General features: G+C 73.0%; 11 protein-coding genes. 9 read left to right on the forward strand and 2 right to left on the reverse strand.

Features of this window, described 5'->3' with window-relative positions; genetic code table 11:
- The first annotated feature begins 121 nt into the window (after positions 1 to 121).
- Positions 122 to 712, forward strand: coding sequence for a CGNR zinc finger domain-containing protein (locus B4N89_RS39335; protein ID WP_078981326.1), 591 nt, complete (start codon positions 122 to 124; stop codon positions 710 to 712).
- Positions 709 to 1,191, forward strand: coding sequence for a protein-tyrosine phosphatase family protein (locus B4N89_RS39340; RefSeq protein WP_078981327.1), 483 nt, complete (start codon positions 709 to 711; stop codon positions 1,189 to 1,191). The genes B4N89_RS39335 and B4N89_RS39340 overlap by 4 nt, the downstream gene beginning before the upstream one ends.
- On the opposite strand, the gene B4N89_RS39345 is transcribed toward B4N89_RS39340, so the two are convergent.
- Positions 1,182 to 2,174 (reverse strand): polysaccharide deacetylase family protein, encoded by a 993-nt coding sequence (locus B4N89_RS39345; protein ID WP_235619222.1) that lies wholly within the window; start codon positions 2,172 to 2,174, stop codon positions 1,182 to 1,184. The genes B4N89_RS39340 and B4N89_RS39345 overlap by 10 nt on opposite strands.
- Positions 2,175 to 2,322: 148 nt before the next feature.
- Here B4N89_RS39345 and B4N89_RS39350 point away from each other — a divergent pair, with 148 nt between their 5' ends.
- From B4N89_RS39350 to B4N89_RS39380, 7 genes are all read left to right on the forward strand, one after another.
- Positions 2,323 to 2,997, forward strand: coding sequence for a formylglycine-generating enzyme family protein (locus tag B4N89_RS39350; RefSeq protein WP_078981614.1), 675 nt, complete (start codon positions 2,323 to 2,325; stop codon positions 2,995 to 2,997).
- A gap of 761 nt (positions 2,998 to 3,758) precedes the next feature.
- Entirely contained in the window at positions 3,759 to 5,246 is a 1,488-nt protein-coding gene (locus B4N89_RS39355) for a fumarylacetoacetate hydrolase family protein (RefSeq protein ID WP_235619223.1), read from the forward strand.
- Positions 5,243 to 6,181: a 4-hydroxy-tetrahydrodipicolinate synthase gene (gene dapA / locus B4N89_RS39360; protein WP_078981328.1), complete on the forward strand. Its 939-nt coding sequence runs from the start codon at positions 5,243 to 5,245 to the stop codon at positions 6,179 to 6,181. Before B4N89_RS39355 ends, dapA begins: the two co-directional genes overlap by 4 nt.
- On the forward strand, positions 6,178 to 7,698 hold the full coding sequence (gene hpaE / locus B4N89_RS39365) for a 5-carboxymethyl-2-hydroxymuconate semialdehyde dehydrogenase (RefSeq protein ID WP_078981329.1): 1,521 nt from the start codon (positions 6,178 to 6,180) through the stop codon (positions 7,696 to 7,698). The genes dapA and hpaE overlap by 4 nt, the downstream gene beginning before the upstream one ends.
- Before the next feature lie 151 nt (positions 7,699 to 7,849).
- The gene (hpaD, locus tag B4N89_RS39370; protein ID WP_078981330.1) at positions 7,850 to 8,968 is read left to right on the forward strand and encodes a 3,4-dihydroxyphenylacetate 2,3-dioxygenase; all 1,119 of its coding nucleotides are present in this window, start codon (positions 7,850 to 7,852) and stop codon (positions 8,966 to 8,968) included.
- A 60-nt stretch (positions 8,969 to 9,028) separates the two neighbouring features.
- Positions 9,029 to 9,787: an alpha/beta fold hydrolase gene (locus B4N89_RS39375; RefSeq protein ID WP_078981331.1), complete on the forward strand. Its 759-nt coding sequence runs from the start codon at positions 9,029 to 9,031 to the stop codon at positions 9,785 to 9,787.
- Between the two features lie 97 nt (positions 9,788 to 9,884).
- Entirely contained in the window at positions 9,885 to 10,571 is a 687-nt protein-coding gene (locus B4N89_RS39380; RefSeq protein ID WP_235619224.1) for a GntR family transcriptional regulator, read from the forward strand.
- A 109-nt stretch (positions 10,572 to 10,680) separates the two neighbouring features.
- Here B4N89_RS39380 and B4N89_RS39385 read toward each other — a convergent pair whose 3' ends face one another.
- The gene (locus B4N89_RS39385) at positions 10,681 to 11,418 is read right to left on the reverse strand and encodes a polyprenol monophosphomannose synthase (RefSeq protein WP_078981333.1); all 738 of its coding nucleotides are present in this window, start codon (positions 11,416 to 11,418) and stop codon (positions 10,681 to 10,683) included.
- Positions 11,419 to 11,485: the final 67 nt, after the last annotated feature.

Here is an 11,485-nt window from a genome sequence, read left to right on the forward strand (position 1 = left end):
GCGGAACAACCCGTACGGCCCCGTTCCGGCGGGGCCATACGGGTGTCGCACCGGCCGATCCACCCGAGTCGAGTAATGGTTATAGTCTTTTTTCACCGGTTACCTCGGCGGAAGGCAACGTGTGCGCATCCCGATGGCCGACTACGTCGCCGGCGCGACGTTCGCGTCCGACCTGGTCAATACCTCGCCCACCGTGCGTGCCGACACCGGCGACGCGCTTCCCGATCCGGCCGCGCTGACGGGCCTCCTGGCCGGGCACGACCTGCGACTCGACGCCCTGGCGGACGGCGGCGCGCCCACCGACGACGACCTCCACGCGGTCCGGCTGCTGCGCCGGGAGGTGCGCGGCGTCGTCGAGACCGAGACGGTGGAGCAGGCGGTCGCGGGCTCCGGCGTGCTCGTCGCCCGGGCGGGGCTCGCCCCCGTCCTGGACCGGGCGGCCGGCGGCGGCTGGCAGTGGTACGTCCCGACCGAGCCGGGCGCGTCGCTCGCCGACGAACTGGCCGCGTTCGTCGCGGTCGGGTTGTTCGGCGCCGTCCGCACCCTCGGCCACGAACGTTTCCGCGCCTGCGCCGGCCCCGACTGCCGCGGCGTGTTCGTCGACACCAGTCGGGCCGGCCGGCGCCGCTACTGCCTGCCGGACCTGTGCGGCAACCGGGTCAACGTGGCCAACCACCGGGCGCGGCGGCTGCGGGCGGGGGTGGCCCGATGAGCGACGCGAGCGGACATCCGCCTCTGACCGGCGCGCTGCGCCTGCCCGACGGGGCCTGGATCCGGGCGCGCGGGCTGCGCCGTCCGCGGCCGGCGGGTCCGACCCCCGGCTTCGGCCTCTATCTGGGCGACGAGCGGTTGCGCCGCCGCCACGACGAGGCGCTGACGTGGCCGCACGTCTGGCTCGACTGGCCCGACTTCCGGTTGCCGCGCGACCGGGAGGGGGCGATCCGCGAGATTCGCGCGCTGCACGAACGGGCCCGTGCGGGCGAGGCTGTCGAGGTGGCCTGCGGCGGCGGCATCGGCCGTACCGGCACCGTCGTCGCGTGCCTGGCCGTACACGCCGGCATCGCCCCCGCGGACGCCGTCGCGTGGGCTCGCGAACACCACCACCGCCGGGCCGTCGAGACACCGTGGCAACGCCACTGGGCGCGCCGCTTCCCGACGGACGGCTCCGTATCGTCCGCGCCCTACAGGTAGTCGTCCAACCGGGCCAGGGCGAAGCCCTGCGCGGTGGCCGTGTCGACGACGCGGCGCAACATCTGGGCTATGTCGCCCTTCCACTCCCCGGGGCCCCGGAAGTGGGTGAGGATGATGTCGCCCGGCTCGAGGCGGTGGTCGTAGCGGTACTCGATCCGGTCCGGGAACGCCTCCTGGTTCCAGATGGGGAGCGCCACGATCCCGCACGACTGCGCCGCACGCAGGGTGTCCTGGTTGAACTCCCCGTACGGCGGCCGGAACAGCCGCGACGCGACCCCGATCTCGCGTTCGGCGACCTCCTGTTCCCCGCAGATCTCCTGCTGCTGGCGGGCGTAGCCCAGCTTCCGCAGGTCCGGATGGTTCACCGTGTGGTTGTTCACCACGACGCCCTGCTCGTGCAGGCCCCGGAAGTAGGCCCAGCCGCCCCGAGCCAGATAGCCGCTGACGAACGCGCTGAACGGCACGCCCAGTTCGCGGGCCATCCGGGCGAACCGCGGGTCCTTCTCCGCGCCGTCGTCGACGGTGAGGAAGACCACCCGGTCCTGGGTGGGCACGCGGTGCACCACCGGCGGCAGATCGCCGTGGCGGATCACGCCGGGACCCGACTTCAGCACGGGCCGCGTGGCCGGCGGCGCGGGAGCCGCGATCGGCGTCTGCGCCAGGCCCCACTTGCGCGCGGCGGCGGCCCGACTCGCCGCGATCCGGGCGGCCACCTCCCGCTCCGCACTCAGCCCGGCGGCGCGGATCTGCGCGGCGGCCTGCTCCCGCACCGCATCCGGAATCGGCGCGGCGGGCGCGGCCGGTACGCCGGGCCCGCCGGGCGCGTTCGCCGCCGCGACCGGCTGTCCCGGCTTGGTCCGCGGCATGTCCGCGTCCTGGTCCGCGCACCCCGAACCGGCCAGGCAGGCACACAGGCCGAGCGCGACACCCCATCGGGTGAGCGCGCGCCACGACGGGGACCTCATCGCATCCACACAGCTCATGGCGCCCCTTGTTGCCCACTCCCACCCACTTCGAACCCGGACGTTTGTTCGCCCGGATTCCCCCCGCGCTCGCACGGCCGAACGAACCGTGGCCCGATCGATTCGCCCGGTGCCGGCCCGCGAGCCGACCACCGCTAGGTTCTCGATCATGGACGCGACTGCGGACGACGCGATGGTCTCCCTCCCCGCCGGACGGGTCACCCTGTGCGATCGGCGCACTCGGCGCAGCTGGTCGGTCGACGTCGCGCCGTTCCGGTTGGCGGTGTTCCCGGTCACCCAGGCGCGGTACGCGCGGATCACCGGCGAGCGCCCGAGTGCCGGCGTCGGGGCCCGGCTACCGGCCGAGGGGGTGTCCTGGCACGACGCGGTGCGCTTTTGCAACGCCCTGTCCGCGCACGATGGCCTGGCTCCGGCGTACCACCTCGCGCCGGACGCCGAGCGGGTCGACTGGGACACCTCGACCGACGGCTACCGATTGCCGACCGAGGCCGAATGGGAGTACGCCTGCCGCGCCGGAACCACCGGTCCGCATCACGGCCCGCTCGACGACATCGCCTGGTATCGCGCCAACTCGGCGGAGCGGATCCACGACGTGGGTGGCAAGCAGCCCAATCCGTGGGGCCTTCACGACATGCTCGGCAATGTCTGGGACTGGTGTTGGGACGTGTACGACGCCGAAGTGTACGGCGAATACCGGGTGTTGCGGGGTGGCGGCTGGTTCGACGAACACTGGAGCCTGCGCGCCGGCGCCCGCAGACGCAGCCACCCGAGCTACCGCGTCGACGACGTGGGATTCCGCGTCGCCCGGTCGTTCGTGCCCTGACCGGGCCGCCACGTCGGGGCTGTCGAGCCGCCGGCGGCGTGGCAACTGCCGTACTGTCGACGGGATTTCGTCGGTGTCGGGAATTCCCCACGCGGTCGGCGCCGCAGGACGCGTGGGGGCGGCCCGGCGGGCGGACGGGGGGCCGGACGCCGGGCCGCGGCGGGGCCGGCCACGGGGGGAGCCGGCGCCCACCCGCACCACTTTCCGCCCCGGCACCGGTGCCGCACAAGCCCGAACACGCCGACACCGAGGGATAGTCGGCCGCCGCACACCGTGGGAGCGCGCTCATCGGCCTGCGGCGCACCCCGGCGCGCGCCCGGCCCGGGGACGGGCCGATCCAGTGCCTCCGGCGGAACCAGTGCCTCCGGCCGAACCCGCCTGAACCCCGACCCGGCTCGGGCCGGCCGCGGCCCCGACTCGGCGTCGAATCGCGGCCCCACGCCGCCGGCAGGCGATCGTGACGACCGGGCCATGGCCGAGGCCCGTCCGGACATCGCTCCCGGGTCTTTCGATGCGGCGGCGCCCGCCACCGCCGACCGAGACGCCGGACGACGGGACCGACCCGGCCGCCACCCCGGGGCCGGGACCTGGTCCTGCCCGCGCCGCTCCTCGCCCCCACCTCCCCGACCGAACAAGCGTGCCCCTCCGGGTGGTTGACAGTGGAACCGAGATCACCTCTATTATTCTATCCGGAATCATATACGTTCCACGATGGCATCGCCGATCCGGCGGGCGGTACCAGGCACGAAGGACGGTGGCGAGTGACGCAGGACGCGGTGACCGCATCGACGGGACGGCGGCCCGGCAAGGTGCTGGCCGTACACCTGAACTACCCCTCCCGGGCCCGCCAGCGCGGCCGTGTCCCCGAGCACGCCTCCTACTTCCTCAAACCCGGCAGCTCGCTCACCGGATCCGGCCGCGTCGAGCGCCCGGCGGGCATCGAACTGCTGGGCTTCGAGGGCGAGATCGCCCTGGTCGTCGGCCGCGCCGCGCATCGGGTGGCCCCGGCCGAGGCCTGGGCGCACATCGGCTGGGTCACCGCCGCCAACGACCTCGGTCTGTACGACCTGCGGCACGCGGACAAGGGCGCCAACGTGCGGGCCAAGGGCGGCGACGGCTTCACCCCGCTGGGGCCCACCCTGCTGCCCGCGGCCGAGCTGCGTCCCGACGCGCTGCGCGTACGCACCTGGCTGGACGGCGAGTTGGTCCAGGAGGACACCACCGCGACCCTGCTCTTCGGCTTCGCCCACCTGATCGCGGACCTGTCCCGGCTGCTCACCCTGGAGGTGGGCGACGTGATCCTGACCGGCACGCCCGCCGGTGCCGGTGTGGCCGAGGTCGGGCAGCGCATCGAGGTCGAGGTGGACAGCCTCGACGACCCGACTCGGAGCACCGGTCCGCTGCGCACCGACGTGGTCGCCGGCCCCGCGCTCGCCGACTGGGGCACCCCGCCGCGTGTCGACCCGGCCACCCGCGCCGACGCCCACGGCACCGTGCCCGACGTCGCGCTCACCGATGATGTGCGCACCCGGCTCGGTCGGGTCGCGGTGGCCACGCTCAGCGTGCAGTTGCGCGCCCGCGGCTTCGACACCGTCTCCATCGACGGCGTACGTCCGCTCACCCCGGGTACCCGCCTGGTCGGCACCGCCCGCACCCTGCGCTACGTCCCGTTCCGCAAGGACCTGTTCGCCGCCCACGGCAACGGCCACACCGCGCAAAAACGTGCCGTCGACAGCCTCGAACCCGGCCAGGTCCTGGTCATGGAGGCCCGGGGCGTGGACACCGCCGGCACACTCGGCGACATCCTGGCCCTGCGCGCCCGCACACTCGGCGCCGCCGGAATCGTCACCGACGGCGCGGTCCGCGACAGCGCCGCCGTCGCCGCCCTGGGCCTGCCCGTACTGGCCGCCGCCGCCCACCCCGCCGTGCTCGGCCGCCGGCACGTGCCCTGGGACGTCGACGTCACCGTCTCCTGCGGCGGCGCCACCATACAGGTCGGCGACGTCGTGGTCGCCGACGACGACGGCGCGGTGGTGATCCCGCCCGCCCTGGTGACCGAGGTCCTGGCCGCCGCCGAGGAGCAGGAGGCGCGCGAGCGCTTCATCACCGAACAGGTCGCCCGAGGCGCCGCGTTGGCCGGCCTGTACCCCATCGGCCCCGACTGGGAAGCCGCCTACCGCTCCTGGCGGGCCGCGCTGCCGCCCACCCACGACCCGGCTTCGCCCATCACCCGCGAGGAGTACCGATGAAGTACCGCGCCGACCCGTCCCTGATCCGCGGCTCGATCGCGCCGCTGGTCACCCCCTTCACCGCCGACGGCGCCCTCGACACCGCCACGCTGCGCCGCCTGGTCCGCTGGCAGCTCGCGGCCGGCTCGCACGGGATCTCGCTCGGTGGCTCGACCGGCGAGCCGTCCGCGCAGACCCTGGCCGAGCGGGCCGAGGCGATCCGGGTGGTCGCCGACGAACTCGACGACCGGGCGCCGTTCCTGCCGGGCACCGGGTCGGCCAAGCTGGAGGAGACGCTGGAGTTGACCGGCGTCGCCCGGGACGCGGGCGCCGACGCGGTGTTGGTGATCACTCCGTACTACGCACGCCCCACCCAGGACGCGCTGTTCTCCTGGTACTCCACCGTCGCCCGCGAATACCCCGACCTGCCGGTGGTGATCTACAACGTGCCGAGCCGCACGGCGGTGGACATCGATCCGCCGACCGTGGCCCGGCTCTTCCGCGCGCACGAGAACATCGTCGGCATCAAGGAGACCACCAGGGACTTCGAACACTTCTCCCGGGTGATGGAGGCGGCCGGCCCCGAACTCCTGGTCTGGTCCGGCATCGAACTCCTGTGTCTGCCCGTGCTGACCCTCGGCGGCGCGGGCTTCGTCTCCGCGCTCGCCAACATCGCGCCCGCCGCGGTGGCCGGGATGTACGAGGCGTATCAGCAGGGCGATTTCGGTCGGGCCCGCGAACTGCACTACGCCGTACAGCCGTTGGTGGACCTGCTGTTCGTGGAGACCAACCCGGCGCCGGCGAAGTGGCTGATGCACCGGCGCGGCCTGCTCGGCTCCGACCTGGTCCGCCCCCCGCTGCTGCCGCTGTCCGAATCCGGCCGGGCCACCGTGTCCGCCCTCGCGCAGAGCCGGTTCGACCTGCTGACCGACCCCGCCCTTGGAGAATCCGCATGAGCACCACCACGACGACGCCCGTCGAGCCCGCCGAGGTGCCCGCCGGGCTGCCCACCCGGCTGCGTCACTTCATCGACGGCCGGCACGTCGACTCCCTGGACGGCGCCACCTTCGAGGTCTGCGCCCCCGCGTCGAACCTGCCCTACGCCACCGCCGCCGCGGGCAAGGCCGCCGACGTGGCCGCCGCGGTGGCCGCCGCCCGCCGCGCGTTCACCACCGGGCCGTGGCCGCACCTGCCCGCCAGGGAACGGGCCGTGGTGCTCAACCGCATCGCCGACGAGGTCGAGCGGCGCGATGCGCGGTTGGCCGAACTGGAGACCTTCGACACCGGCCTGCCGATCACCCAGGCGCTGGGCCAGGCGCAGCGCGCCGCCGAGAACTTTCGCTTCTTCGCGGACCTGATCGTCGGTCAGACCGACGAGGCGTATCAGGTGCCGGGCCGCCAACTCAACTACGTGCACCGTCGACCGGTCGGCGTCGCCGGGTTGATCACGCCGTGGAACACGCCGTTCATGCTGGAGTCGTGGAAGTTGGCGCCGGCCCTGGCGGCCGGTTGCACCGTCGTGCTCAAGCCCGCCGAATTCACCCCGCTGTCCGCGTCGTTGTGGGCCGACATCCTCACCGAGGCGGGCCTGCCCCAGGGCGTGTTCAACCTGGTCGGCGGAATCGGCGAGGAGGCGGGCGCGGCCCTGGTCGAGCACCCCGAGGTGCCGCTGATCTCGTTCACCGGGGAGACCACCACCGGACGCACCATCTTCGCCGCCGCCGCCCGACACCTGAAGGGGCTGTCGATGGAACTGGGCGGCAAGTCACCGGTGATCGTCTTCGCCGACGCGGACTTGGACGACGCGATCGACGCCGCGCTGTTCGGCGTGTTCTCGCTCAACGGCGAGCGCTGCACCGCCGGTTCGCGGATCCTGGTCGAGCGCGGGGTGTACGAGGAGTTCGTCGAGCGCTTCGCCGCGCGGGCCGAGCGGATCGTGGTCGGCTCCCCTGCCGATCCGGCCACCGAGGTCGGCGCGCTGGTGCATCCCGAGCACTACGAACGGGTGTTGGCGTACGTCGAGGTGGGTCGCACCGAGGCGCGCCTGGTCGCCGGCGGCGGTCGCCCGGCACATCTGCCGACCGGCAACTACCTCGCGCCCACGGTGTTTTGCGACGTGCCGGCCGATGCCCGGATCTTCCGGGAGGAGATCTTCGGCCCCGTCGTGGCGCTGACCCCGTTCGACGACGAGGAGCACGCGGTGGAGCTGGCCAACGCGGTCGACTACGGGCTGGCCGGCTACGTGTGGACCAACGACATCCGCCGCGCGCACCGGGTGGCACACCGGGTCGAGTCCGGGATGGTGTGGATCAACTCGCACAACGTGCGGGACCTGCGCACCCCGTTCGGCGGGATCAAGGCCTCCGGCCTGGGGCACGAGGGCGGTCACCGCTCGATCGACTTCTACACCACGCAGCAGGCGGTACACGTGGCCATGGCACCGCTGCACACCGCCCGGTTCGGCGCCGCCTGACGACCGGGTGAACCCCGCGCGATCCGGCCGTCGGTTCGTCCTCGGCCGTATCCGCGCAGGTCGCTCGCTTGCTAGGTTCCGCACAGCTCTCGAAGCCGGATTCCCTACGACCTCTCGAACCGAACAGCGCGTCGAACAGGAGGAGAGCCCCATGCCCACTCCCGCCGTTCCGCCCCCGCCGCCCGTGCCGGCCGTCCGCCCCGGCACCCCCGCCCCCGCTCCGCGGCCGGGGGCGATACCCCCGCCCGACATCGTTCGGGCCGCCTACGCCGAGCTGGTCGTCACCGACCCCGCCGCGTCCCGCGAGTTCTACGTCGACCTGCTCGGCCTCGTGGTCACCCACGAGGACGAGGACGCGGTGTACCTGCGCGCCTTCGAGGAGTACCTGCACCACTCGCTGGTGCTGCGCCGCGGCGAGAGCCCGGCGCTCGCCGCGCTCGCGTATCGGGTGCGCTCGCCCGGGGAGGTCGACGCCGCCGAGCGCTACTACCGGGCCCTGGGCGTACCGGTGGAGCGCCGTGCGGCGGGCGCCACCCGGGGGATCGGCCCGGCGGTGCGGGTGGTGGACCCCTTGGGGTTCCCGCTGGAGTTCTTCTACGCGGCCGAGCACGTGCCGCGCCTGCATCAGAGCTACGACCTGCACGGCGCGGGCGCGATCGCCCGGCTCGACCACTTCAACATCGTGGTGCCGGACGTCGCACGGGCCGAGCGCTACTACCGCGATCTGGGCTTTCGGGTGACCGAGGACATCCGGGGCGCCGACGACACGCTGTACGCGTCCTGGCTGCACCGCAAGGACACGGTGCACGACATAGCGCTGACCGGCGGCGACGGTCCCCGGCTGCACCACATCGCGTTCAGCACCCACGAGCGCGGCCAGGTGCTGCACGTATGCGATCTGCTGGGTGCCCGGCGCCGATCGGCACACATCGAGCGCGGTCCGGGGCGCCACGGGGTGTCCAACGCGTTCTACGTGTACGTGCGTGATCCGGACCTGCACCGCGTGGAGATCTACACCACCGACTACTACACCGGGGATCCCGACCACCCGGTGCTGTCCTGGGACGTGCGGGACAACCAGCGGCGCGACTGGTGGGGCAATCCGGTGGTGCCGTCCTGGTACGCGGAGGCGTCCACCGTGCTGGACCTGGCCGGGAAACCGCAGCCGGTGTTCGCCCGGGAGGAGAACTCCGAGGCGGAGGTGACGGTCGGCGCCGACGGCTTCTCGTTCGCGCGCGACGCATCACCGCAGGTCGGGCCCTCGACGTGAGCGTCCGCCACTGGTGTAAGATCCGAAATCGTATCCGAAATAGCCGAGTGGAGAAGTAGGATGCGCACACGGCAGCCCCTCGCCGTCACCACCTATCCGAGCGTCGGGCCCTCCGAAGACGTCGGGGAGTCCGAGCAACCCCCGGTGCTGCTCGTGCACGGGTTTTGTTCCGATGCCCGCCGCTCCTGGCTGGAGACGGGCATGGTGACGGCCCTGATCGACGCCGGCCGTACCGTCATCGCGCCGGACCTGCGCGGACACGGCGCAAGTCCGGCCCCGACGAGCGGCGACGAGGCGGACGCGCATGCCACCGTCGACGACCTGCTCGCCGTGCTCGACGCGTACGGGGCGGACCGGGTCGACATCATCGCCTACTCCCTCGGCGCCCGACTGACCTGGGCGTTGGCCGAACGCGCGCCGGAGCGGGTGGGCCGCGTGGCGTTCGGCGGGATGAGTCCGGTCGAGCCGTTCACCGCCGTGGACGTCGCGGAACTGCGCCGGGCCGTACACGGCGAGCCGACCACCGCGGATCCGCTCACCGGGATGATCGCGGGCCTGATCCGCGCCGAGGGCGACCGCGCCGACGGTCTGGTCACGTGTGTCGAGGGCCTGCGGAGCACACCCTTCGAGCCCACGCCATGGGCCGGCCACACCCCGCCGTGGTTCGTGGTCGGCACCGACGACCCGATGACCCGGGACATCGACGCACTGGTCGCGGCGGCCCCCGGATCACACATGGTCGTGGTGACCGGCGACCACCACGGCGTCCTGGTCAACCCCAACTTCCAGGGTCTGGCCGTGCTGGTCGTCGGCCGCTGACCCACCCGCCGCATACCGCGCCGCACCGGACCACACCGGGCCGGGACATCGTGTCCCGGCCCGCGACCGTGTCCGGTCGAGACTGAGGAGACCGTAGTTGAGCCCCGCAAAGGCAACCGCCGCGAGCAAGGCGTCGAAGTCGTCCAAGTCCGAGATGTGTTACGAGCTGCTGCGCGGCCGGATCCTGGACGGCACCTACGGCCCCGGGTACCGGCTGGTGTTCGACCAGCTCGCCCGCGAGGCGGGGGTCAGCACCATCCCGCTGCGCGAGGCGGTGCGCCGACTACAGTCCGACGGCCTGGTGGAGATCGTCCGCAACGTCGGCGCCCGGGTGGCCGTGTTCGACCGCTCGCAGGTCGAGCACTCGCTCAACGTGCTGGCCCGCCTCGAGGGCTACGCGACGGCGATCTCGGCGCCGCTGATGAGCCCCGAGAACATCGCCGAGGCGAGGGCGATCAACGACCGGATGATCGAGGCGCTGGCCGACTTCGACCCGACCGCGTTCACCGCGCTCAACCGGAGGTTCCATTTCTCGCTCTACGCGCATTGTCCCGATCGGCACCTGAACGCGCTGCTCGAATCCGAGTGGGCCCGCCTGGACCACATGCGCCGCTCGACCTTCACGTACGTCCCCGGCCGGGCCCGCACCTCGGTGCGCGAACACGAGCACCTGCTCGACCTGATCGGCGCCGGCGCCGACCCCGGGGAGATCGAACGCGCCGCCTGCGCCCACAAGATCGCCACCGCCGCGGCCCTGCACCAGGCCAAGACCGGGACGCCGTAGCGGGACGCCGAGCGCCCCGGCCGATCCGATCGCGGGGCGCCGAGGGCCCCGGCCGGCTCGGCCGGGGCCCTCGTACGCCGGCCGCGACCGGAGCGAGGTCGCGGCGTCGTCAGCCCACCTTGCGCCCGAACCGCAACTTCCAGGGGGTCAGGGCGGATTCGATCTGCACGGCCAGGCTCATCTTCGACGCGCCCTCGGCCCGTTCCTCGAAGCGGATCGGCACCTCGACGATCCGCGATCCGCGCCGGACCGTCCGGTGGTTCATCTCGACCTGGAACGAGTATCCGTTGCTGTGGATCGACGGCAGGTCGATCGCCCGCAGCGCCGTCGCCCGCCACGCCTTGAACCCGGCGGTGGCGTCCTTGACGCCGAGCCGCAGGATGGCGTTGACGTAGAGGTTCGCCCACGTCGACAGGGCCTTGCGGTACCAGGCCCACTCCGCGGCGGTCGAGCCGCCGCGCACGTACCGCGAGCCGATCACCACGGCGGCGTCGCCGGTGCGCAGCGTGTCGAGCATGGTCGGGATCACCGCGACGGGGTGCGAGAGGTCGGCGTCCATCTGGATCACCACGTCGGCGCCCTCGTCCAGCGCGCGGGTGATCCCGGCGACGTAGGCCCGGCCGAGCCCGTCCTTCTCCTCGCGGTGCAACACCCCGACGAACCCCGGGGACTCCGTGGCGAGCTTGTCCGCCACCCCGCCGGTCCCGTCGGGCGAGTTGTCGTCCACCACGAGTACGTGCAGGTTCGGCAGGCGCAGATCCGCGAGCAGGCCGACCAGGACGGGCAGGTTCTCCCGCTCGTTGTAGGTGGGAACGACGACGACGATCCTCGCGAAGGTCTCTACCACGATCCGGTTCCCGCGCGATCTCCGGGAACATCGCGCGGCGGCGCCCAGGCGCCGGCGGACGACAGGT

The organism is Embleya scabrispora (assembly GCF_002024165.1).
GTDB lineage: Bacteria > Actinomycetota > Actinomycetes > Streptomycetales > Streptomycetaceae > Embleya > Embleya scabrispora_A.

Excerpts from the sequence above, each read along its gene's own strand:
- B4N89_RS39345 (WP_235619222.1), bottom strand. The coding sequence starts at position 2,174 with ATGAGCTGTGTGGATGCGATGAGGTCCCCGTCGTGGCGCGCGCTCACC.
- B4N89_RS39375 (WP_078981331.1), top strand. The coding sequence starts at position 9,029 with ATGCGCACACGGCAGCCCCTCGCCGTCACCACCTATCCGAGCGTCGGG.
- B4N89_RS39350 (WP_078981614.1), top strand. The coding sequence starts at position 2,323 with ATGGACGCGACTGCGGACGACGCGATGGTCTCCCTCCCCGCCGGACGG.
- B4N89_RS39340 (WP_078981327.1), top strand. The coding sequence starts at position 709 with ATGAGCGACGCGAGCGGACATCCGCCTCTGACCGGCGCGCTGCGCCTG.
- hpaD (WP_078981330.1), top strand. The coding sequence starts at position 7,850 with ATGCCCACTCCCGCCGTTCCGCCCCCGCCGCCCGTGCCGGCCGTCCGC.
- dapA (WP_078981328.1), top strand. The coding sequence starts at position 5,243 with ATGAAGTACCGCGCCGACCCGTCCCTGATCCGCGGCTCGATCGCGCCG.
- hpaE (WP_078981329.1), top strand. The coding sequence starts at position 6,178 with ATGAGCACCACCACGACGACGCCCGTCGAGCCCGCCGAGGTGCCCGCC.